Here is a 22,081-nt window from a genome sequence, read left to right on the forward strand (position 1 = left end):
CCCCACCTGCGCAGGTTTCAGTCACCTGCACGGGTTGCAGCCGGTGAGGGTGGCTGCAACCTGAGCAGGTGCCGCCACTGGTTCCATCTGCGCAGCTTCCGGTCACCTGCACGGGTTGCAACCGGTGAGGGTGGCTGCAACCTGAGCAGGTGCGCCCGACCCCCGAACACACCTCGGCCCCCTCATCACGGGGACGAGGGGGCCGAGTAGGGGAACTGTCAGCGCTTGCGCGTCGTCTTGGCCGCGGCGGCAGCACTCTGGGCGTTCTTCGCGTTCTCGAGCCCGCGCGCCACGATGGCGGCCTGCAGGTAGCGCAGGCCCGACGGGATGGACGGGTCGATGCCGGTGAGTTGGCCGATGCGCTTGAGGCGGTAGTCGACGGTGTTCGCGTGGACGAACAGGTGCCGGGCGGTGCGCTGACGGTTCAGCTCGTGGCCGAGGTACGAGGTGAGCGTCTCGAGGAGCTCGGGGGCGTCGTCGAGCGGCTCGAGTGCGCGGAGCAGCTGCTCGCGACCACGTCCGGGACGGGTGAGCTGGTACTCGAGCACCAGGTCCTCGGTGCGGTAGAGGCCGGCGGGGCGGCCCAGCTGCCGAGCGAGGGACAGCAGTTCGTACACGTGCTCGGCGGCGGCGGGGATGTCGTCGCGGTCGGAGGAGGTGACGGCGCCGGTGACGGGCACCTCACCGGCACGGGAGAGACGCTCGATCAGCGCGTCGACCCACTCCCGATCGCGGGGTGCGGGGAGCAGGATGGTGCCGCCCTCGGTGCTCAGCAGCGCGAGGGGGGACTTGCCGCACGAGGTGGCCAGTTCGGCCTGGATGCGGCGCAGCTTGCGGCGGGCCGACACGGTGCGGTCGACGACGGGGTTGGCCTCGTCGGGATGCTGCGGGAAGTGCAGGGCGAGGACGAGGTAGTCGTCGGCGAGGTCGATTCCGCACTGCTGGGCAGTGGCGGTGGCGTTCTTGCCGCCGCTGAGAAGCGTCGTGACCAGCGTGTGCGTGGCGGTGTGGTGCTCGGAGGCGACGGACCGGTACTCGTCGACGTAGGCCATGGAGACCTCGGTGGTGACGGCCTCGAGCAGGGTGACCAGGACCAGGGAATCGGCGGTGACGTCCTCGACCTTCTGGCCGGCCGTCTGGCGGCCCACCAGGGTGAGTCCGTAGCGGAAGCCGTCGTGGTAGGCGCGGAGGATGGCCCGCAGCGGGACGCCCTCGCGGGCCCAACGCGCCGCGGCGTCGTGGACGTTGGCCAGGTCCTTCTCGGACGGGGTGTTGCCGGACTCCAGCATGCGCACGGCCAGCCCGAGGCACTTGACGGTCACCTCGGTGACGTCGCCGTGCAGGAGCTCGCCCGGCAGGGTGCCGCAGGCCGTGTTGGCGGCGAAGTGGTCGACCAGGTGGCGGGCGACTCCGCGGAGGTCACTGAGGGCCAGATTGTTCCCCTTGGTGCCGGCGATGAGCCCGGCTTCGACCTTGCTCGGCAGCGGGCTCGCGGCGGTCTTCGGTGTCGTCATCTGGCTCCCCCATGACTGTGTAGTTCATGCCGGTTGGGCTGGTTCTCGGTGTACCGTAACAACCCTTAACGGGGACGAAGATTGTTTTGCCGGATTGAACCAAGCGTCATGTTTTTCCGGGGACGAGCGAACGGCCCCTCGGGTGTTCCCCATCACGCCACGTCCGACCTGCAATTTCGCCGGAAATCAACGACTGTTGAGTCCGCAATCACCGCCCGAAACGCCCTTGTCGACTTGCGTCTGCACAACGGAAACGGGATCGATTTTGTGACTACACACAGACCGATATCGGGACGGTAACGCATCGACAAGCGGCTGTATACGGATCTGCGGTCTCTTTCGCTGACTATGAGCAGGGTTTCGGTCAGCTGTAACCGGCGTTGTGACCGATTCCAGGACCTGAGCGGATGCACTGGACAGGATTCTGGCTGTCCTTACTGCGAAGTAACCTCGTCTGCACCGATGCTTCGCACGCTCCGCGCCGACGTGTCGCTCCGCTCACGTGCCCCCGGGGCCCCTGCCCGCCCACGACGAAGGGACCGACCATGCGACGTCTCGCGGCCCTCGCCGCGTCGTGCTTGGCGACGGCGACGCTCGTCATGGCCACGCCGGCCGTCGCCACCGCCGATCCGGCCGGACCTGTGGCCCTGGTCGGGGACACGGGTGCCCGCGTCGTCTCGGTCACCATGCAGACCGATCGGCGAGCGATGGTGTCGGTGTTCTCGCCGTCCATGGGCCGGGAGATACCGGTCCAGGTCCTCCTGCCGGCCGACCGGTCCGTGCCCCGTCCGTCGCTGTACATGCTCGACGGTGTGAGTGCCGGCGAGGAGACGAACTACACCGAGAGCACGTGGACCGCCAAGACCGATGCGGTGGCCTTCTTCGCCGACAAGCCGGTCAACGTCGTTCTTCCCATCGGTGGGCGGGGCAGCTACTACGCGGACTGGCAGCGGCCGGATCCGGTGCTCGGAGTGAACATGTGGGAGACGTTCCTGACGCGGGAACTCCCCCCGCTGATCGACGCTCGGTTCTCCGGGAACGGCACCGACGCGCTCATGGGATTGTCGATGGGGGCGCAGGGCGCGATGAACCTCATCGCCAAGCACCCGTCCCTCTACACCGGGATCGCCGCGTTCAGCGGGTGTTACGACAACCGCAGCAACGAGACCAAGAACGCCGTGCGTACGACCGTGGGGTCGACGGGTGGGGATGCGACCAACATGTGGGGGTCGAACTCCGATCCGGCATGGGCGGACAACGATCCGAGCCTGCGGGTGGACGCGTTGCGCGGCAAGGAGATCTACGTGTCGTCGGGCACGGGTCTGCCCGGCCCGTACGAAGCCGGCGGTTCGCCGCTGGACCAGTTGTGGGACGCGCTGCTGGTCGGCGGCCCACTCGAGGCGGCGGCCAACCTCTGCACCGACGGGTTCGTGGACACCTTGAACCGCGCCGGTGTGCCGGCGACGATCGTGCGCAAGCCCTGGGGCACCCATTCGTGGCGTTACTGGCAGGACGAGATGCACGCCTCCTGGCCCGTGATTGCGCGCGCTCTCGGGGTCTAGACGGTGGAGACGTAACGGTCCGCGGCCGCCGCGGCGAAGTCGAGGAACGCGTCGTTCTCGTGCGGGTCGCCCACGGTGACGCGGACCCCGTCGTCCCCGTACGCGCGCACCAGGATTCGCGCATCGGTCGCGTCCGACGAGAAACGGCCGGAGGCCTCGCCCAGCGGTAGCCAGACGAAGTTCGCGAAGGAGTCGGCCACGCGGTAGCCGGCGCTGCGCAGACCGTCGCGCAGTCGCGCCCGCTCGGTGACGACGAGTTCCGTGCGGGAGAGCAGCTCGTCGGACGCCGCGAGGGAGGCGATCGCGGCGCTCTGGGCGACCGAGCTCACGCTGAAGGCGGTGTGCACCTTCCGCATCGCGGTGACGACGGACGGTGCTCCGACGCCGTACCCGACCCGCAACCCCGCCAGGCCGTACGCCTTGGAGAACGTGCGCAGGACCATGACGTTGGGGCGCGTGCGTCCGATCTCTACACCGTCGATCCGGCGGTCGGTGTACTCGAAGTACGCCTCGTCGAGGACCACCAGCACGTGGTCGGGGACGGCGTCGAGGAATCGGTCGAGATCCGCCGGGTCGACGACGGTGCCGGTCGGGTTGTTGGGATTGCAGACGAACATCAGGCGCGTCCGGTCGGTGACCGCGACGGCCATGGCGTCGAGATCGTGGACGTCGTCGTCGGTGAGCGGGACCCGAACGGCGGTGGCGCCGGCGACCAGGGTCACGATCGGGTAGGCCTCGAACGACCGCCAGCCGAACACCACCTCGTCGCCCGGCGAGCACGTCGCCTGCACGAGTTCCTGGCACAGCGACACCGAGCCACATCCCACGACGACGGTCGGCGACGGGACGTCGAGGAAGTCGGCGAGGGCGTCCGTCAGCGCGGTCGCGGCGTTGTCGGGGTATCGATTCACCCCGGCCGCGGCCTCGGTGATGGCGTCCCGGACGCTGGGCAGCGGCCCCGCCGTCGTCTCGTTGCTGGCGAGTTTGATCGCGCCCGCCACGGTTCGTCCCGGGATGTATCCGGGAATGGCGTCGAGGTCGGGGCGGGTACGAGCGGTCACGACATCCGATTATGCGCGAACCGACGGGTGGGTGGTGGCGGGCGGGAGGACACGGAAGTGGTGTCGGACCACCGAAGGCTCTCGCCAGATGCGCGCGTCGGTTCTACGGTGGTTCCATGACGGCATCGATCGAGGATTCGGCCCCTCTTCGCCGTGCGGACGACGGCACCGAGTCGGCGGAGCGTGTTCCGCTCACGGCCTTCCGCCCGGCCTCCACTCCGCGCGGCGGCATCGTCGTCCTGCACGAGTCACGGGACTTCTCCCCGGCTCTTCTGGACTTCATGAGAGCGCTCGCCGAGGACGGGTGGTTGGTCGCCGCTCCACACCTCTTCCACCGCGCCGCGTCGGACGACGAGGTGTTCGGCGACGCGCTGTTCGAGGACTTCGACGCGACGGTGACGTGGTTGACGGGTCACGGCGTGTATGCCGACACCATCGGAGTCATCGGGTTCGACGACGCCGGGACGGCGGCCGCGCTGGTGGCCACCGACCGGCCCGTCGGTGCGGCGGTGAGCGTCGCCGCCCCGGGGATCGTCGAGCCGTTGACGGCGGACGCGCGGGCGCTGATCGACGCGGCGCCGTCCCTGCAGGCGCCGTGGCTCGGTCTCTACGGACAGGGAGACGAGCGCATCCCGGCGGCGCACGTCGACCGGCTCCGCGACGCCGTCGCCGAGGCCCCGGTGGCGACGCTCGTCGTCAGTTACGACGGCCTGGACCACCGTCCCGACGAGGTGTCGCCCGAGTCGGGGACGACCGCCGGGGAGGATGCGGTCGTCGACGCCCAGCGCCGCATCTTCGACTGGTTCGACAGCCATCTGCGCTGAGTCGTTCGGGACCGCCGCGGCGCCGTCGGCCTGCGGTTTTGCGTCCGTTGTGGGGCATGTGTAGTCTTCTCTCTCGGCGGTTCGAAAGGACCGGTGCCCTTCGGAAGAAGGCTCAGGAGGCGTGCCAGAGCGGCCGAATGGGAGTCACTGCTAATGACTTGACCCTTCACCGGGTCCGGAGGTTCAAATCCTCTCGCCTCCGCCACCTTCGACCTCGGTCGGAGACAACAGAAGACATGCGCCCGTAGCTCAACGGATAGAGCACTTGACTACGGATCAAGAGGTTAGGGGTTCGAATCCCTTCGGGCGCACAGAGATCCCCCATCCGGCTCGGCCGGGTGGGGGATCGTTCCATTCGGGGGCGGTCAGGGGCCGGTCAGGGGCCGGTCAGGGTCCCTGGCGCCACCAGGCCGTCACGTAGAGCACCAGCGACACCGCGAGTCCGAACACCACCCACAGCACCACGACGTAGTCCACGCGCGACCCGAGTGGCGGCGCGCCCGGGAACAGGTTGCGGATGGGCAGCACCGCGAACAGCATCACGGCGAACCAGGTGACGATCGGCGGCAGGAACTGCTTGCGCCCCAGCAGGGTCGCGACGGAGACGAACAATGTCAGTACGGGAAGCGCCACCAGGACGAGGCAGAGAACGACGGCGAATGCGACGGTCTCCGTGGTGCGCTCGGCGGTGATGGTCACCGGTCCGGTGCCGTCGTCGACCAGTCCGGTCACCCACGACGGCATGGAGTCCGTCACCGTCACGGCGACGGGCACGGTGGTCCGGCCGGTCCCGTCGTCGATCGTGGCGACCACGGTGAGTCCGGCCGCTTCGTAGCGGTCGAACGGCCATTGCCGGATGTCGCCGTCGAGATAGAGCGTGACCGGAGCGGAGCCGGCGCGGGTGCCCTGAGCGAAGGTCGCCGTGCCCGTGTTGGCCGCCGGGCGCACCTCGACGGTGACCGCGCCGGTGAGTTCGCCGGTCGAATCCAGCAGGGCCGCATCCGGTTCGATGGACACGCGGGTCTCCAGCGAGTACGTCTCGCCGCGCAGTCCGTCCAGGTCGAGGCTGACCAGGACACCGCCGGACGGGGGCGGCGGAGCGTCCTCGTCGGCGACGTCGCGGGCCCCGAGCAGGTAGAGCGTGGTGATCGCGACGTAGGCGACCGCGACGAGGGCGAGGATCGCGATCGACCGGGTCCGCGTCATGCGCGGTTTCACGACCGCGACCACCGCACCGACGACAACGACGCCGGTCCGAACGGGAATGCGGGGCAGTCATCGACGCCGTCCGGACTGCTCGCACCGTGGACGATCCGACCGCTGTACGCACCCGCCATGTCCCGACCAACCCTTCGGTTCTCCACCGCCGTGGGGAGAGGAGCGCAACGATAAACGGCCGGTGGCCGTACTCGGCACACTTTTCGATTACCCGTCCTCCGGGAGCGATCGGCCGTTCCGACGTGGGGTGCCCGATGGGGAGGTCGGACGGGATCGCGTCTCGTGTCTCCCGTGCTCGACTCGGGCCCCGAGTACGCTGCTGCGGTGAACGTCGCCGATGATCGTGAACGCGTCTACGGTGGCCGGGCGCTGTCCGCCCGGCGCGCCGAGCGCCGGCAACGCTTCCTCGCCGCAGGCCTCCTGGTGATCGGCGAGAAAGGTTACGCCGCAACGTCGGTCGCGGACATCTGTGCGGCAGCGGGTCTCGCCCGCAGCCAGTTCTACGACGAGTTCCCGAATCGGGAGAAGCTCCTGCTGGACGTGTACGACGTCGTGCAGGACGACGCCCGCGACGCGGTCGTCGCCGCCCTGGCGGGGGTCCGGACCGGCGATCGACGCGCCCTGGTGGTCGCTGCGATCACCGCGCTGATCGACTCGCTGGGCAGCGATCCTCGACGGGCCCGCGTGTCGTACCTCGAGATGCTCGGGGTGAGCGACGCGGTGGAACGACACCGCAGCCGTCGTCGCACGGAATGGGCGGCATTCATCGAAGCGACGTTGCGGAGCGAGCTCGGCGGTGACGTCGTCCCGCCGGGGGGCCACGAGTTCGCGGCGACGGCGTTCATCGGCGCGTTGACGGAGTTGATCTCGACCTGGTCGCGCATGCCCGACCCGCGCCCCCCGGTCGACCGCATCGTCGACACGATGGTCGCCGTGCTCGGTGCCTTCGTCCCGGACCTGGACGCGCCGCACCGCATGGCCGACTGACGACGTCCCCGGGGCGCCACGCTGGGTCGACGGGTCGGTGATTGTGTTCCGCCCCACACCCGGTCTACAGTCCTCGCACGATCTCGGACACGCGTGTCCAAGATTGTGAGCCGTGCCGGGTCTCGTCTGCGTCGGGCACACGGTTCATGCCGATCGCGGCCCGACGCGGAGATGAGTCACCAGTGGTCGTCGTCCTCTCGACCCGACGCGGGCGCATCACGGCGAGTGTCGCCGTGCTCGCCGTGGCGTCGGCGCTGTCCGTCTCGCCCGTCGCCACGGCACCGGCCGCTGCGCAGCCGGCGATTCCGCCGGTGCCCGCGCCGTTCCTGCCGAGTCCGGAATACGACACGGAGTTCTACGACCCGCCTGCCGACGTCCTCGCCGCGGCGGAGCCGGGGCAGATCATCGCCGCGCGCCCGGTGGAGCTCGGCACCCTCAACGTCGTCCCGACGCCGGTCGACGCCTGGCAGCTGTCCTACCGGTCGACCAACGGCCGGGGCGAGCCGATCCCAGCGGTGACCACCGTCATCAGGCCGCGCGGCGAGGCCGCCGAACCGCGACCGCTGCTGTCGGTGCAGATGGCGGTCGACTCCCTCGCCGCGTACTGCTCGCCGTCGTACGTGATGCGGCAGGGGGCGGTGCCGTGGCCGGTGACCGGGGCGGTGACCTCCGGAGCGCAGTTCCTCGAGGTCCAGGCGGCGCTGGCCCAGGGGTGGGCAGTGTCGGTCCCCGACCACCAGGGGCCGAACAACGCCTTCGCGTCCGGTCCCGTCGCGGGAAGGATCACGCTCGACGGCATTCGCGCGGCGGAGAATTTCGCGCCGATGGATCTCGCCGGTGTCGCCACCGAGGTCGGCATGAGTGGGTACTCCGGCGGCGCGATCGCCACCGGCCACGCCGCCGAGCTGGCCGCCTCCTACGCGCCCGAGCTCGACATCGTCGGTGTCACCGAGGGCGGCACCCCTGCCGAGGTCGCGGCGCTGGTGAACAACGCGAACAATGCCCTCGGCTCGGGCATCGTCGCCTCGGGAATCATCGGGGCGAGCCGCGAGGATCCGGAACTCGCGCAGTTCCTCGACCGGACCATCGACCCTGCGGGACGCGCTCTGTTCGCCGCGAAGGACGACCTCTGCGTCGGATGGTCGTCCGCGCTCCTGCCGTTCCTGAATCTGAAGGGATTCCTTCGTACGGACGGAGATCCGTTGCAGGACCCCGTCGTTCGACGCGCGCTGGGTCCGCTGACTCTGGGCGGTACCACTCCGGACATGCCGCTCTACGTGTACCACTCGAATCCGGACTGGTTGGTGCCGATCGGTCCGGTGAACGCGATGGTGGACGCGTACTGCAGCCGCTCCGGAGCGAACGTCACGTACACGCGCGACCACTTCAGTGAGCATCTCAGCCTCGAGGTCATCGCGTTCCCGAGCGCGGTCCTGTGGTTGCGGGACCGCTTCGCCGGTGTTCCGGCAGCACCGGGCTGCCGGACCACCGACGTCGGGTCCATGGCTCTGGACGAGCGCACCTACCCCGTCTGGGTCGACGCGGTGGGCGAGATCGTCGCGGGACTCTTCGGAGAGCCGATCGGGTCCTGACGGTTCTGCGTGCGGATCGAGCTGACCACCAGTGCGCCGACCACGGCCACCGCGGCGAAGGCGTAGAAGTTCACCTGGTATCCCATCGCCCACCCGGCGATGAGGCCGCCGAGGAGCGGACCGCAGATGGCGCCGATGCGGCCGACCCCCAAGGACCAGGCGAGTGCCGTGGCGCCCAGCTTCTGCGGGTAGTGGGTGGCGCAGAACCCGCCCACCAGGATCTGGGTGCCGACACTGCCGAGGCCGGCCACCGCGACCAACAGGAAGAGCAGTCCCGCGGGCAGATTCAGGCTGATGAGGAAGATGGCGACGCAGGCGAGAAGGAACGACGCGGTGACCACCTTCTGCACGCCGATCCGATCGGCGACGAAGGACGCGCTGATCGCGCCGACGATGGCGCCCAGGTTGAGCACCAGGAGGAACGCGAGCGAGCTTCCGAGCGCGAAGCCGGCGCTGCGCATGATCTGCGGGAGCCAGGTGTTGAGGCCGTAGACCAGCAGCAGGCCGCAGAAATTGGCCGCGGCGAAAAGGAGAGTGGAGCGACGCCACCGCGGGGTGAAGAGTTCGCGCATGCTCGAGACCGCGGGCGCGGTGTCGACGGCGCCGACCGCTGATGCGGCGGGAACCGGCGCGACGATGTCGTCGTAGACCAGTCCGTGCCGGGCGGCGACGTCACGGGCCTCGTCCTCGCGACCGGTGGCGGCGAGATAGGACACCGATTCGGGGAGGTAGCGAACGACGATGGGCAGCAGCGTGATCAACGGCAGGGCGCCGAGCGCGTAGAGCACGCGGAAGTCGGTCTCGGGCAGGAGTGCGATCGCGAGAAGCGCAGCGCCCACGCCGCCGACGGAGTAGCCGCTGAACATCACGGCGTTCGAGATCTGACGGCGGCTCTTCGGCGCGAACTCGACGGTGAGAGCGATACAGGTGGGCACCACGCCGCCGAGACCGATGCCGGTCAGGAATCGGAGAACGCCGAAGACGACCTCGTTCGGGGCGAAGGCCGTGGCGAGCATGCAGACGGAGAACCAGGCGATGGATCCGATCATGATGCGACGGCGCCCGAATCGATCGGTGACCAGGCCGACCGACAGTGTGCCGAGCAGCATGCCCACGAGAGCGAGGCTGCCGATGAGACCCGCCGACCCCGTGTCCAGGTCCCATCCTTCGTACGCGATCAGGGTGGGAACGGTCGATCCGTAGACCACCAGGTCGTACCCGTCGAAGACGATGGTGACGAAGCAGAGGACGAGAACCAGCAGGCCGGAGCGCTGTCTCGTGGGTCGGGGACGCGTCATGGGCGTTTCCTCGTTCCGGAGTGGGAGGTCGAGCAGTGAGTGCGGTCACAGTATGCTGCAGGTGTGATGATCGTCAAGAAATCGTCATATCGGTGTCGGGCGCAGCTCGACCACGCCCCCGGGGCGCCTCAGAACTGCGCCGCGACCACGAATCCCGCGGCACACGCCGCAATCGACGCGCCCAGCGTGAGGAGGATCCCGATCGCCGCCGCGCCGAGCCGCGTCGACCGTGTGAGACGGACCGCCTGCACCATCGCGGTGCCGAACGTCGTGTAGCCGCCGCAGAATCCCGTTCCGACCACCGTCTGCCAGGCATCCGGCGCGGAGTGGAGGGCGACGGCTCCGGCGACCACCCCGAGCAGGAACGAGCCGGACACGTTGATGCCGACGGTCGCCCACGAGATCGTGGTCGGCCACCGGCGTGTCACGGCGGAGTCCACGGCGAACCGCGCGACGGCACCGAGGGCGCCGGCGAGCACGACCAGCACCGCGGTCACGACGAGGACCTTCGTACGGCCCCGGCGGCCGCGATGCCGGCCGCCGCGGCGGCGAGGCCCGCCACGATCGACGCCGCGCCGTACGCCGCGGCGAGCGGAGCGGCGCCCCGCCGCAGCGACTCCACGATCTCGAGGGCGAACGTGCTGTAGGTGGTGAGAGCGCCGCAGAATCCGACGCCGAGCAGCAGGCGCAGGCGCAGGCGTGGGCCGGTGTCCGATCCTCGCCGAGACAACGCCTCGAGCAGGAGCCCGAGCACGAACGAGCCGACGACGTTCACCACGAATGTGCCGGTGGACCAACCGGTATCGGTGTGGGGCAGCGCGGACTCGACCCCGTACCGAACGGCGGTTCCCAGACCTCCGCCGACGGCGACCAGGCTCACCGGCACCGCGATGCGGACGGGGGAACCGGGCATGCGCTCTCCTCGCGGTCGGTCGGGTCCCCCGACGGTCGGCGGCGCCGATCAATCTACGCGCCGAAGGCCGCGGGAATCGTCCCCGCCGCTCTGCGAGCGGCGCGTCACGACCGGACCGCAGCCGTCACCGCAGCAGCGCCGCCGCCTCCCCGATCACGGCGGTCCAGCCCTCGAGGTCCGGCTCGTCGTCGGTGGGGTGCGCGAGCACCGAGGTGATACCCATCGCGCCGAGTCGGGTGAACTCCGCGGCGATCTCCTCGGCCCCGCCCGCGACGGCGATGTCGTCCGCGGAATCCCGCCCCCACCGGGCAGCCTCGGCGCGAAGGCGATCCGCCGCACCGGGTCCCACGGCGACCAGTCGCGGCGCGACGATCGGATGATCGTCGGTCGACGCGGCGTCGCGGACCTCCGCGCAGGCGGCGCGGAGCCGGTCGTCGGTCAGGGCCGCCGACAGCAGGGTGCCGTCCGAGCGTGCCGCCGCGAATCGCACGGTCCTGGGTCCCTCGCCGCCGACCATCAGCGGCGCGCCGGGAACGGGATACTGCAGACACACGGCGTTCAACCGGACGTAGCGACCGTCGACGGTGACCTCGTCGCCGGCCAGCAGCGCGCGCAGCGCGGCGTGGTACTCGTCCAGCAAAGTCATGGGGGAGGCCGCCCGCGATCCGACCTGCTCCATCCAGCGCTGTACCCCGTGACCGACACCCGGCACGAAGCGGCCGGGGAAGAGGCGATGGAGCGAGGCCACCTCCATGGCGGTCAGCGCGACGCTGCGCAGCGGGGCAGGCATGAGGCCGAGACCCACCCGGATCCGCGTGGTCGAGGCCAACGCCACGGCCGCGGTGGTCAGCCCGCCGTGGCTGAAACAGTCCTCCCACAACCAGAATTCGTCCAGCTCGGCGGCCTCGGCGGCGCGAACGGCCGCCGGAAGACGGGTCGGATCGTGGGCGGGGGTGAAGACGGTGCCGATGAAGGGAGTCGTCATGGTGACCGAGCCTGTCACGGCGTAGCGTCCCGCAGTGTGAGGGAACCGGATCTGCTCGCCTCGGCGTTGCGCGACGTCGGTGTGACCGACGTCCTGGTCGACGAGACGACGCGGGCCGCCTACTCGTCCGATGCGTCGCTGTATCGCGTGGTGCCGACGGTGGTCGTCCGCCCCCGTCACGTCGACGAGATCGACGCCGTCCTCGACGTGTGTCGGCGGACGGGTGTGCCGCTGACCACGCGCGGCGCGGGCACGTCGATCGCGGGCAACGCCGTCGGGACGGGTGTGGTGATGGATACCTCCCGGCATCTGCAGCGCATCGTGTCCGTCGATCCCGACGCCCGCACCGCGGTGGTGGAGCCCGGTGTCGTGCAGGCCGTCCTGCAGCGAGCCGCGGCGCCCCACGGGCTGCGCTTCGGCCCCGATCCCTCGACGTCGACGCGCTGCACCGTCGGCGGGATGATCGGCAACAACGCGTGCGGCACCCGGGCTCTGGGCTACGGCCGCACGTCGGACAACATCGCGGCCCTCGACGTGCTGACGGGCACGGGCGAGCGGCTGCACCTGGTGAGCGGTGCGCCGCCGCCGGACTCGGTCACCGTCGACGCGGTGCGGGACGTCGTGGGACGCGGGTTGGCCACCGTCCGAACCGAATTCGGTCGCTTCGTCCGTCAGGTGTCAGGCTATTCGCTCGAGCACCTGCTGCCCGAGCGCGGTACGGACGTCGCGCGCATGCTGGTGGGAAGCGAGGGCACGCTCGCGATCACCCGACTCGCGACGGTGCGACTGGTGGCCGAGCCGGAGCACCGCGTCCTGGTGGTTCTCGGGTACCCCGAGATGCCCGACGCGGGCGACGCGACCCCGAGCGTGCTGCGGTACCGACCCACCGCGTGCGAGGGCATCGACGCCCGCATCGTCGACGTGGTCCGAACCCGATTCGGCGCCGCCGCCGTCCCACCCCTCCCGGCCGGCGCGGCCTGGCTGTTCGTCGAGATCGCCGGGGACGATCCGGACGAGGTGTTCGCCCGCGCCGACGAGCTGGCGCGCGACTGCGGGGCCTCCGACAGTGCGGTCGTCACCGACCCGGCGTCGGCGGATCGCCTGTGGCGCATCCGTGCCGACGGATCCGGACTGTCCGCTCGCAGTCCCGTCGGACGTCCCGCACATGCCGGGTGGGAGGACACGGCCGTGCCGCCGGAGCGTCTCGGCAGCTACCTGCGCGACTTCGAGACGCTGATGGCCGACGCGGGTGTGACGGGCCTGCCGTACGGCCACTTCGGCGACGGGTGCCTGCACATCCGACTCGACTTCCCGCTCGATCGACGCGGAGGAGTGCGGGAGTTCCATGAGTTCCTGCATGCCGCCGCCACGATGGTGTCCGCGTACGGCGGGTCGCTGTCCGGCGAGCACGGTGACGGTCGCGCGCGCAGTGAACTGCTGCCGTTGATGTACTCCGGCGGCGCGCTCGATCTCTTCGCCGCGGTGAAGAACGTGTTCGATCCGGACGGGATCCTGAACCCCGGCGTGCTGGTGGACCCCCGCCCCCTCGATGCCGACCTTCGCGTACCCATGGCGCTACCGTTGCGCCGCAGTGGCTTTCGCTTCGACGAGGACGGCGGCGACGTCACGCAGGCCGTCCACCGCTGCACCGGGGTGGGCAAGTGTCGGGTCGACACCACGGCCGTCGGCGGCGTCATGTGCCCGTCGTACCTGGCGACACGGGAGGAGAAGGACTCCACCCGCGGTCGCGCACGGGTCCTGCAGGAGATGGCCGTCGGCTCGCTGGTGACCGAGGGCTGGCGTTCGCCCGAGGTGCACGACGCCCTCGATCTCTGCCTGTCCTGCAAGGGGTGTGCGTCGGACTGCCCGACGGGCGTCGACATGGCGACCTACAAGTCGGAAATGCTGCACCAGACCTACCGGCGGCGACTCCGGCCGGCGTCGCACTACGCGCTCGGTCGCCTGCCGCAGTGGGCGCGCCTCGCGAGTCGTGCCCCGGGCGTCGTCAACGCGGTGCTGCGATTCCCGCCCGTGCGTCGCGCTGCGCTGGCGGCCGCCGGCGTGGATCGTCGACGCACGCTGCCGACCTTCGCGACCGAGACGTTCCGAGAATGGTTCGCTCGCACCGAGTCCCACCGTCCGATCGACGGCGACCCCGTCGTCCTGTTCGTCGATTCCTTCACCGACCACTTCTCTCCGGACGTCGGGATCGCCACCGTGCAGGTGCTGACGGCAGCGGGTTTCGCGCCCCGCATCACCGCCCGGCCGGTGTGCTGCGGGCTGACCTGGATCACCACCGGGCAGCTGGACTCGGCTCGCCGCGTTCTCCGGCGCACGGTGGGTCGGCTCGAGGACGCGGCCGAACCGGGCGTGCCGATCGTGGGCATGGAGCCGTCGTGCACCGCAACGCTCCGATCCGACGCGTCCGGTCTGCTGGGAGCGCCCGCCACCGAGGCCGTCGTGAGCCGGGTCCGCACCCTCGCCGAGCTGCTCACCGAGCGGGGGTGGGCACCGCCGGACCTGACGGGTACCACCGTCGTGGCGCAGCCGCACTGTCACCATCACGCGGTGATGGGTTGGGACACCGATGCCGCACTGCTCTCCGCGGCGGGTGCCGAGGTGACACGACTCGGTGGGTGTTGCGGTCTCGCCGGGAACTTCGGTGTCGAGAAGGGGCACTACGAGGTGTCCCTCGCCGTCGCCGACCAGCATCTGCTCCCCGCGGTGCGGGCGGCCGACGACGCCGCCGTCGTGCTGGCGGACGGCTACTCGTGCCGCACGCAACTGGCGGACCTCACCGAGCGTCGCGGAGTGCACCTCGCCCAACTGCTCGCCGGTGCTACCGTCGACGTGTGTCCACGATGAACCCGATCCTCGAATCGGAGGTGGTCGGCGCTTCGGGCGCCGGCATCAGGTAACCGCGCCCCGACCGGTCTCGCTCCCCGCGACGACCGGTCATCGCTCGTACCCTGACGACACCCGGGTGCCCCGTGCGCCCGCATCCCGAACGGCTGATTCCTCATGCACACTCTGTCCTCGTCCGACCTGCGCGCGTCCTTCGTCAACGCCAGCCGGAAGGAACGCTCCGACGCCTCGATCCCCGACCTCGATGCGGTGGACTTCGATGCCCTCGACTACCTCGGGTGGCGCGACACCAAGTTCGACGGCCGCGCCTACGCCGTGATCCCCGCGCCGGACGGTGAGCCGATCGGCATCCTGCTGCGCCAGGCCGACGCCACGCCCCGCACCCGAACGCAGTGTTCCTGGTGCCGCGACGTTCGACTGCCCAACGACGTCGTCTTCTACGCGGCCAAGCTCGCCGGCCCGGCGGGCAAGCGGGGGAGCACCGTGGGCACCCTCGTCTGCCGCGACTTCCAGTGCTCGGCCAACGTCCGGCGCGATCCGCCGCGGCCGTTCCCCGGATACGACATGGACGCGGCACGCGAGGAGCGCATCGCCGCGCTGCGCGCAACGAGCGCGAGTTTCGCCGATCGCGTGCGGCGCGGTTGAGCGGTCGGGCCTCTACCCTTCGCGCATGACCGTTCTGCGTTCGATCGCGCTCTTCGGGGCGGCCGCGGTGCTGGAGATCGGTGGTGCCTGGCTGGTCTGGCAGGGCATCCGGGAGCACCGCGGCTGGCTCTGGATCGGCGTCGGTGTGGTGGCGCTGGGAGCCTACGGCCTGGTGGCGACACTGCAGCCGGACGCGGAGTTCGGCCGGATTCTGGCCGCGTACGGCGGTGTGTTCGTCGCGGGGTCCCTGGCCTGGGGCATGGTGATGGACGGGTTCCGGCCCGACCGGTACGACGTCACCGGCGCGCTCGTCTGCCTGGTCGGCGTGGCGATCATCATGTATTCGCCGCGCTGACCCACCACCCGAGATCGGTCAGGGACCGTCGAACGTCGTCACCACGTCGTGCTGCGTCCGTCGTCCCAGCGGGATGTCGCGGTCGTCGACGAGCACCGGCGCCGCGGCCGGGTCGAAGAGCTCGCGCACGCGCGCGCTCGGAACCGAGCGCCCCTGCCCGTCGAGGATGCGCAGGGCGACGACGGCGGATGCGCAGGTACGCCCGCCCGCGTCGAACGTCTGCTCGAGATAGGCGTTCTTGGTGTCGAATCCGAGCAGGCGTGTGGTGACGGAGAATCGGGTCCAGAACGTGAGCGAGGCGATGTAGGTGATCGACTGTGCCGCCACCACGGGATGCCAACCCTCGCGGCGCAGGGCGGTCCAGAGTCCGCCGCGGACGAACATGTCGACCCGGCCCGCGTCGAGAATCGACAGGTAGCGGCCGTTGTTCATGTGCAGCAGCACGTCGAGGTCGGACGGGGCGACTCGGAACCAGGTGACGGTGGTGTCGGCACGGACCGGGCCGCGCCCGGCGCGCCACGGCACCATCTGGCGCAACGCGCGAAGGGACATCAGCACGCGCCCACTCTGCCCCATGCGGCGCCCGACCTGTGATGCGGCCGATAGTTGGACCACTAATTGTTGGCGTAGAGTCGAATCATGGACGTCGCCGATCCACTCGCGCTCGACCGTCAGGTGTGTTTCGCCCTGGCGGTCACCAACCGTGCGGTACTCGGGGTCTACCGCCCGGTGCTCGAGCCGCTGGGCCTGACGCATCCGCAGTACCTGGTCATGCTCGCGCTGTGGGAGCGATCGCCGCGGTCGGCCGGGGACATCGCCAGGACCTTGTGCTTGGATCCCGCCTCGGCCACGCCGCTGCTCAAACGCCTCGAGGCCCGCGGCCTGCTGACCCGTCGACGCAGCGAGGACGACGAGCGACGGCTGGTCGTCGAGCTCACCGCCGCGGGACAGGCCCTCCGGGCGCAGGCGGAGGCGGTACCGGCCCGCGTGATCGACGCCCTCGGGGTCGACGTCGCGGACCTCGAACGACTGCACGCCGCCCTCGCGGTGATCAACCGACACGTCGATACCGTTCCCGAGAGGACCGATCAGTGAGTGCTCGTCGTCCGAATCCCGTGCAGTGGCTGGGTTACTCCGTCGGCCGCACGCTGCCCCCGGAGCTGCAGGGCTGGGTCCGCAACGATCTGATCGGGGACACCGCCGTGCCGCGCCACCTGATCCGGAGCATGGTGCCGTTCCTGCCGATCTTTCTGGCGTTCCTGCTCTTCCCCGGCGAGCTGTGGCTGCGCGGAGCGATGATCCTGCTCGCCGTGCTGCTCGCCCTCTTCTACTCCCTGGCCTACATGGAGCCGAACCGCCGGCGCCGACTGGCCGCGCACGGGTTGTCGCCGGATCTGCAGAATCCGAAGAAGGTCGCCCGTGAGGAACGCGAGCGTCGCAACTACGAGCGGTGGCGCCCCGGCCGCTGATCCACCCGGGAGACTGCACCCGTGCGCATGCCACGCCCTCGCGACCTCCGCAGTGGAACCGATCCGGATCCGCGCTTCACCCTCGCCAACGAGCGCACCTTCCTCGCCTGGATCAGGACCGCTCTCGGCCTGCTCGCCGCCGCGGCGGCCCTGGAGGCCTTCGGTGATCGGGTGGTGCCGGGACCGGTCCACGCCGCGCTGGTGGTCGGGCTCGCCGTGCTGTCCGCCGTCGTCGGAGCGACCTCGTTGGTGCGGTGGATGCGCGTGGAGATCGCGTTGCGACGACGGGAGTCCCTCCCCGTTCCGGCGACGACGGCGGTGCTGGCCCTGGGTCTGACCGTCGCCGTGGTGGTCTTTCTCGTGGGCCTCGCGGCGTGACCGGACTGGCCCCGGAACGCACCGTGCTCGCGCGGCGGCGTACCGCGCTCGCCGTGGCGGCGACGTCGTTGATCGTCGCGCGGGCCGTGCAGTCGCAGTGGACGGTGAGCGGCGCGATGGCGGTCGTCGTGGCCGCGGCGGTGGCCGTCGTCGCCGGGGTCGTCGTGGTCGTCGTCCTCGCCGCACCGAACCGCGCCCTGCGGCACGGGGTGCTGGTCGTGGCGTTGCTGGTGCTCGCCGCAGCCGTGGCGGCCGCGTCCCTGCGGTGAGCGGACCATGGTGCGTACGTCACTCGGGTGGGGGTACGCAGGACCGGTGAGAAACCGTGTCCCATGTTGACCGCGCTGCTGTACGGACTGGGCACCGCCCTACCGCTCGTCATCGGAGCCGCGATCGGATTGCGCTGGTCGCTCCCGCAGCGGGCGCTGGCGGCACTGATGGCCTTCGGGGCCGGGACCATGATCGCCGCCGTGTCGTCCGAACTGTTCGAACCCGCGTTCACGCAGGCGGGCATCGTGGTGTCGGGCCTCGCGCTGATCGCGGGAGCGGGCGTCTACGTCGGGGCCAACCATCTGATCGAGAATCGTCTGGGCCCGGCTGCGATCGGTCCCGCGCTCATGCTCGGCACGATCCTGGACGGCGTTCCGGAGAACACCGCGCTCGGCGTCTCGCTCACCGCAGGCGGTGGACTGGTGCTGCTGGTGGCCGTCGCGGTCGGCAACGTGCCCGAAGCAGTCGGTGGCGCGGCGCTGATGCGGGCCCGGCACGGGTTCTCCGCATCGCGGGCGATGGCGCTCTGGTCGCTGACCGCCGCCGTGCTCGTGGTGGTGACGGTGGTGGGACACGCGCTTGCCGACGCGATTCCGGACGTCGGCATCTCCGCGGTGCAGGCGTTCGCGGGCGGCGCGACCCTGGCCGTGCTGGCCGACTCTCTCATGCCGGAGGCGTACAAGGACGGCGGCTGGTGGGTCGGCCTGTCCACGGCGGCGGGGTTCCTCGTCGCATTCGCGCTGGGTGGTTGAGGGCCGACAACTACCTGTGACCGCTCGATACACGAATGTGACCGGCATCACCGAACGGGGGCGTGCGCTTTCGGCGAGTCGTCTCGACTCATATCCAGAACGCGATGGAGACGCCGTCGCATCGAGAGAAAGGACATCTCATGGGATTCGTCGACAAGGCCAAGAACGCTGCAGAAGACGCCATCGGCAAGGCCAAGGAAGTTGTCGGTGACGTCACCGACAACAAGGACCTCGAGGCCGAGGGCAAGAAGGATCAGGGCTCGGCCGGCGCGAAGAAGATCGGCGAGAACGTGAAGGACGCCTTCAAGTAAGGTTCCCCGTTCTCCGAGAGGCGCCGATCCCGAGTGGGTTCGGCGCCTCTCGTGTCTTCTCTACCCGGTACACCGAATTCCGTACCGCGAGGACATGTTTCGTGATCCTCGGGTCGGAGTAACCCCCTCATCATCGCCCCCGGCGGACGCTGGAGGCTCTGCGAAAGGCACGACCATGACCGATACCGCCCACACCACGCATACCGGACGCAAGCGTGCCGGAGGATTCCTCTCGACGCTGTCCCTGCTGCTCTCGCTCGTGCTCGTCGTGGCTCTGGTGATCTTCGTTCTCCAGAACTCGAACTCCACGACCATCGACTTTCTCGGGTGGAACCTCGACCTGAGCCAGGGCGTTGCTCTGCTGGGTGCCGCGGTCGTCGGCGCGGTCATCGCCTTCTTCGTCTCCGGTGCGCTGCGCGTCCGTCGCGCGGTGCGCTGACAGTCGTCTCGCACGGTTCGACAGAAGAAGAGCCGCCCACCGAATCGGTGGGCGGCTCTTTTCGTGTTCCTGGTGTCAGTCGTCGCCACGCGGCGGGATGTCCGCCGCGACGCCGCCACCGTTGTGCTCGGGGCCGGCGTCCGGATGTCCCGCGGGGACGCGATTGCGGAAGCGGGCTGCTTCGCTCGGCTGAGACGACGAGCCGCCGACGCGCTCACCGCGGTAGGGGCCGGGCTTCGGGCGCGGCTTTCCGCCGGGGAACGCCAGCCGAATGATGGTGCGCTGCACAGTGCCCCACTGCTTGGACAGCGGTCCCGTGTTGTACGGCAGCTGGTACCGCTCGCAGATGTCCTTGATCTTCGGCGCCACTTCCTTGTACCGGGTGCTGGGCATGTCCGGGTAGAGGTGGTGCTCCACCTGGTAGCTCAGGTTGCCGGACATCAGGTGGAACAGTGCGGAGCCCTCGATGTTGGCGGCACCCACGAGCTGGCGGACGTACCACCCGCCGCGGGTCTCGTTCTCCACTTCCTTCTGGCTGAAGGTGTACGCCTGGTCCGGGAAGTGGCCGCAGAAGATGATCCCGTGCGACCACACGTTACGGATGATGTTGGCGACGAAGTTCGCGGCGAACGTGTTGACGAACGTCTGCTCGATGCCGGCACCGTGTCGATCGAGGACCGACGCCACCCGACGTGCCCCGCGAGCAGAACTCACGTCACGCAGCCGCTTGCCGAGCTTGGACTTGCCGCGGCCGGAGACTCGGCCACCGGTGGCCACCTGGGCGGCGCCGTAGGCGACCGCGCTGACCGCGGGCCAGCCGATGTAGTCCTTGACGATCTGACGACGCATCTTGGTGGCGATACCGCGCAGATCGGTGAGCACGTCCTTGACCGGCTTCTCGCCGCGTCGGATCGCCTCGATGTCGAGATCGTGGAGCGCGACGCCCCACTCGAAGAACGCCATGAGCAGCAAGTTGTAGAAGGGCTGCGCGAGGTAGACCGGCGTCCACTTCTGGTGCGGATCGATGCGCATGATCTCGTAACCGAGATCCTTGTCCTTGCCGCGAATGTTGGTGTACGTGTGATGCACGTAGTTGTGCGAGTGCTTCCACGCCTCGGCAGTGGACGCGGTGTCCCAGTCCCACACCGACGAGTGGATGTCCGGATCGTTCATCCAGTCCCACTGGCCGTGCATGACGTTGTGGCCGATCTCCATGTTCTCGAGAATCTTCGCGATTCCGAGGCACGCCGTTCCGGCGACCCACGCCGTCTTGGACTTCGACCCGAACAGGATCACGCGGCCGGCCACCGCGAGCTGCCGCTGCGCCGCGATGACCGTGGTGATGTAGTTGCGGTCGCGCTCGCCGAGGTCGGCGTAGACCTCGTCGTGAATGGCGTCGAATTCCTTGGCCAATGCCTCGATGGTCTCGTCGCTCAGATGAGCGAGTGGACTGACGATGTCGTTCGTCCGGCTCGTGTCGACGCTCATGACGATTCCTCCCCTGTAGATACCGCGTGGCGGTAATGGCAACCGGTCTCGTCAGAGATCGATCTCGATGTCTCCCTCGGCAGTGTTGACGCAGATGCGTACTGCCTGCCCCGTAGGTTCGGAGACTTCCCCGTTCCGCAAGTCCCTCAAACGCCCCTTCTTCAGGGTGCCCGTGCAGGTGTGGCAGATGCCGATGCGGCAGCCGAACTTGAGGTCCAGTCCCGCCTCTTCGCCGGCCGCGAGAATCGGTGTGCCACCGTCGCATTCGACGTCCTTGTCACTGCGCAGGAAGCGAACCGTGCCGCCCTCGCCCTCCTCGTCACCGCTGCCGATGACGGGTTGGAAACTCTCGTTGTGGAATTTGTCCGGATCACCGTTCTCTTTCCACCACGCCTTCAGATCGTCCAACAGATCGGCCGGTCCGGAGCAGAATGCCTGCCGTTCCCGCCAATCCGGGCACAACTCGTCCAGATCGGACGCCTTCATGCGGCCGCGATCCTCGGTGACGCGAATGTCGAGCTGCAGCGTGGAGTGTTTGCGGTCGAGCCGCTCGAGGGTGTCGGAGAACATGCACTGATCGCGGCTGTGGACGGAATGGATGACCACGACGTCCTTCATCTGATCCAGGTGGTCGAGCTCGCGCAGCATGCTCATGATCGGCGTGATGCCGCTGCCGGCGCTGATGTAGAGCAACTTGTCCGGTACGGGGTCGGGAAGCGTGAAGACACCCTCGACCTCGCTCAACCGCACGATGTCACCCGGCTTGATCTTCTCGACGAGGAAGGGCGAGACGGTGCCCTCCGGGACGAGCTTGGGGCTGACGGAGATGAGGCCGTTGTCGCCGTGCGGATCGGAGGTCAGCGAGTACGCGCGCCAGTGGTAGCGACCGTCGATCAGCACGCCGAGTCGTAGGTACTGACCGGGTTCGTGGCCGCCCCACTCGTACCCCGGCTTGATGAAGACCGAGACGGCGTCGGTGCCTTCCCGCTCGACGCGGTCGACCTTCCCCCGGAGCTCCCGCGTCGTCCACAGCGGATTGATCATCTCGAAGTAGTCGTCCGGCCGCAGCGGGTTCGACAGATGTTTGAACGCCTTGAGCATGGTTCGCCGGAGGACCGAGACCTGGGGGCGTGCACCGCGTTCAGCCATGGCGCC

Annotated in this window: 24 protein-coding genes and 2 tRNA genes; 16 read left to right on the plus strand and 10 right to left on the minus strand. The window is 69.4% G+C overall.

Features of this window, described 5'->3' with window-relative positions:
* Nucleotides 1–218: 218 nt before the first annotated feature.
* Entirely contained in the window at nt 219–1,514 is a 1,296-nt protein-coding gene (locus RC2_RS15905) for a PucR family transcriptional regulator (RefSeq protein WP_068150252.1), read from the minus strand.
* 545 nt (nt 1,515–2,059) lie between these two features.
* Here RC2_RS15905 and RC2_RS15910 point away from each other — a divergent pair.
* Nucleotides 2,060–3,076, plus strand: a complete 1,017-nt coding sequence (locus RC2_RS15910; protein WP_068150251.1) for an alpha/beta hydrolase — start codon at nt 2,060–2,062, stop codon at nt 3,074–3,076.
* Here RC2_RS15910 and hisC read toward each other — a convergent pair.
* The gene (gene hisC / locus RC2_RS15915) at nt 3,073–4,137 is read right to left on the minus strand and encodes a histidinol-phosphate transaminase (protein ID WP_072681625.1); all 1,065 of its coding nucleotides are present in this window, start codon (nt 4,135–4,137) and stop codon (nt 3,073–3,075) included. The genes RC2_RS15910 and hisC overlap by 4 nt on opposite strands.
* Before the next feature lie 116 nt (nt 4,138–4,253).
* Between hisC and RC2_RS15920 the strand changes: the two genes are divergently transcribed.
* From RC2_RS15920 to RC2_RS15930, 3 genes are all read left to right on the plus strand, one after another.
* Entirely contained in the window at nt 4,254–4,961 is a 708-nt protein-coding gene (locus tag RC2_RS15920) for a dienelactone hydrolase family protein (protein WP_068150245.1), read from the plus strand.
* A gap of 115 nt (nt 4,962–5,076) precedes the next feature.
* Nucleotides 5,077–5,166: transfer RNA gene (locus tag RC2_RS15925), tRNA-Ser, on the plus strand.
* Between the two features lie 33 nt (nt 5,167–5,199).
* Nucleotides 5,200–5,272: transfer RNA gene (locus RC2_RS15930), tRNA-Arg, on the plus strand.
* Nucleotides 5,273–5,348: 76 nt separating this feature from the next.
* On the opposite strand, the gene RC2_RS15935 is transcribed toward RC2_RS15930, so the two are convergent.
* Nucleotides 5,349–6,167 (minus strand): DUF8686 domain-containing protein, encoded by an 819-nt coding sequence (locus RC2_RS15935; protein WP_068150276.1) that lies wholly within the window; start codon nt 6,165–6,167, stop codon nt 5,349–5,351.
* Nucleotides 6,168–6,503: 336 nt separating this feature from the next.
* On the opposite strand from RC2_RS15935, the gene RC2_RS15940 reads away from it, so the two are divergent.
* On the plus strand, nt 6,504–7,166 hold the full coding sequence (locus tag RC2_RS15940; protein WP_068150242.1) for a TetR/AcrR family transcriptional regulator: 663 nt from the start codon (nt 6,504–6,506) through the stop codon (nt 7,164–7,166).
* A 146-nt stretch (nt 7,167–7,312) separates the two neighbouring features.
* Nucleotides 7,313–8,758 (plus strand): lipase family protein, encoded by a 1,446-nt coding sequence (locus tag RC2_RS15945; protein ID WP_082895610.1) that lies wholly within the window; start codon nt 7,313–7,315, stop codon nt 8,756–8,758.
* On the opposite strand, the gene RC2_RS15950 is transcribed toward RC2_RS15945, so the two are convergent.
* From RC2_RS15950 to RC2_RS15965, 4 genes are all read right to left on the minus strand, one after another.
* Nucleotides 8,689–10,056: an MFS transporter gene (locus tag RC2_RS15950; protein ID WP_068150240.1), complete on the minus strand. Its 1,368-nt coding sequence runs from the start codon at nt 10,054–10,056 to the stop codon at nt 8,689–8,691. The two genes, RC2_RS15945 and RC2_RS15950, sit on opposite strands and share 70 nt — an antisense overlap.
* A gap of 128 nt (nt 10,057–10,184) precedes the next feature.
* The gene (locus tag RC2_RS15955; RefSeq protein WP_068150237.1) at nt 10,185–10,553 is read right to left on the minus strand and encodes a fluoride efflux transporter FluC; all 369 of its coding nucleotides are present in this window, start codon (nt 10,551–10,553) and stop codon (nt 10,185–10,187) included.
* Nucleotides 10,550–10,969 (minus strand): fluoride efflux transporter FluC, encoded by a 420-nt coding sequence (locus RC2_RS15960; RefSeq protein ID WP_068150234.1) that lies wholly within the window; start codon nt 10,967–10,969, stop codon nt 10,550–10,552. Before RC2_RS15960 ends, RC2_RS15955 begins: the two co-directional genes overlap by 4 nt.
* 124 nt (nt 10,970–11,093) lie before the next feature.
* Entirely contained in the window at nt 11,094–11,954 is an 861-nt protein-coding gene (locus RC2_RS15965; RefSeq protein ID WP_068150231.1) for an LLM class flavin-dependent oxidoreductase, read from the minus strand.
* Nucleotides 11,955–11,990: 36 nt separating this feature from the next.
* Here RC2_RS15965 and RC2_RS15970 point away from each other — a divergent pair, with 36 nt between their 5' ends.
* The 3 genes from RC2_RS15970 to RC2_RS15980 all read left to right on the plus strand — a co-directional run bounded on the left by RC2_RS15970 (nt 11,991) and on the right by RC2_RS15980 (nt 15,819).
* Nucleotides 11,991–14,819 (plus strand): FAD-binding and (Fe-S)-binding domain-containing protein, encoded by a 2,829-nt coding sequence (locus RC2_RS15970; RefSeq protein ID WP_068150229.1) that lies wholly within the window; start codon nt 11,991–11,993, stop codon nt 14,817–14,819.
* A gap of 156 nt (nt 14,820–14,975) precedes the next feature.
* The gene (locus tag RC2_RS15975) at nt 14,976–15,464 is read left to right on the plus strand and encodes an FBP domain-containing protein (protein ID WP_068150225.1); all 489 of its coding nucleotides are present in this window, start codon (nt 14,976–14,978) and stop codon (nt 15,462–15,464) included.
* Nucleotides 15,465–15,489: 25 nt separating this feature from the next.
* Complete coding sequence (locus RC2_RS15980) at nt 15,490–15,819, plus strand: YnfA family protein (RefSeq protein WP_068150224.1); 330 nt, start codon at nt 15,490–15,492, stop codon at nt 15,817–15,819.
* Nucleotides 15,820–15,837: 18 nt separating this feature from the next.
* Here RC2_RS15980 and RC2_RS15985 read toward each other — a convergent pair whose 3' ends face one another.
* Entirely contained in the window at nt 15,838–16,371 is a 534-nt protein-coding gene (locus tag RC2_RS15985) for a thioesterase family protein (protein ID WP_139277447.1), read from the minus strand.
* An 87-nt stretch (nt 16,372–16,458) separates the two neighbouring features.
* Between RC2_RS15985 and RC2_RS15990 the strand changes: the two genes are divergently transcribed.
* The 7 genes from RC2_RS15990 to RC2_RS16020 all read left to right on the plus strand — a co-directional run bounded on the left by RC2_RS15990 (nt 16,459) and on the right by RC2_RS16020 (nt 19,438).
* Nucleotides 16,459–16,914 (plus strand): MarR family winged helix-turn-helix transcriptional regulator, encoded by a 456-nt coding sequence (locus tag RC2_RS15990; RefSeq protein WP_068150217.1) that lies wholly within the window; start codon nt 16,459–16,461, stop codon nt 16,912–16,914.
* The gene (locus RC2_RS15995) at nt 16,911–17,288 is read left to right on the plus strand and encodes a DUF5313 family protein (protein WP_068150215.1); all 378 of its coding nucleotides are present in this window, start codon (nt 16,911–16,913) and stop codon (nt 17,286–17,288) included. The genes RC2_RS15990 and RC2_RS15995 overlap by 4 nt, the downstream gene beginning before the upstream one ends.
* A gap of 27 nt (nt 17,289–17,315) precedes the next feature.
* Complete coding sequence (locus RC2_RS16000) at nt 17,316–17,666, plus strand: YidH family protein (protein WP_068150270.1); 351 nt, start codon at nt 17,316–17,318, stop codon at nt 17,664–17,666.
* Nucleotides 17,663–17,935 carry a DUF202 domain-containing protein gene (locus RC2_RS16005; RefSeq protein WP_068150213.1) on the plus strand — a complete coding sequence of 91 codons (273 nt, stop codon included), beginning with the start codon at nt 17,663–17,665 and terminating at the stop codon, nt 17,933–17,935. Before RC2_RS16000 ends, RC2_RS16005 begins: the two co-directional genes overlap by 4 nt.
* A gap of 63 nt (nt 17,936–17,998) precedes the next feature.
* Entirely contained in the window at nt 17,999–18,688 is a 690-nt protein-coding gene (locus RC2_RS16010; protein WP_068150210.1) for a ZIP family metal transporter, read from the plus strand.
* A gap of 140 nt (nt 18,689–18,828) precedes the next feature.
* Nucleotides 18,829–18,999 carry a CsbD family protein gene (locus RC2_RS16015; protein ID WP_068106546.1) on the plus strand — a complete coding sequence of 57 codons (171 nt, stop codon included), beginning with the start codon at nt 18,829–18,831 and terminating at the stop codon, nt 18,997–18,999.
* A gap of 175 nt (nt 19,000–19,174) precedes the next feature.
* Nucleotides 19,175–19,438, plus strand: a complete 264-nt coding sequence (locus RC2_RS16020; protein ID WP_068150208.1) for a lipopolysaccharide assembly protein LapA domain-containing protein — start codon at nt 19,175–19,177, stop codon at nt 19,436–19,438.
* 75 nt (nt 19,439–19,513) lie between these two features.
* Here RC2_RS16020 and RC2_RS16025 read toward each other — a convergent pair whose 3' ends face one another.
* Together RC2_RS16025 and RC2_RS16030 are read right to left on the minus strand one after the other, a co-directional pair.
* Complete coding sequence (locus RC2_RS16025; RefSeq protein WP_068150205.1) at nt 19,514–20,926, minus strand: fatty acid desaturase family protein; 1,413 nt, start codon at nt 20,924–20,926, stop codon at nt 19,514–19,516.
* Between the two features lie 51 nt (nt 20,927–20,977).
* Entirely contained in the window at nt 20,978–22,075 is a 1,098-nt protein-coding gene (locus RC2_RS16030) for a ferredoxin reductase (protein WP_068150202.1), read from the minus strand.
* Nucleotides 22,076–22,081 lie beyond the last annotated feature (6 nt).

It is taken from the genome of Rhodococcoides corynebacterioides NBRC 14404 (assembly GCF_001894765.1).
Classification (GTDB): domain Bacteria; phylum Actinomycetota; class Actinomycetes; order Mycobacteriales; family Mycobacteriaceae; genus Rhodococcoides; species Rhodococcoides corynebacterioides.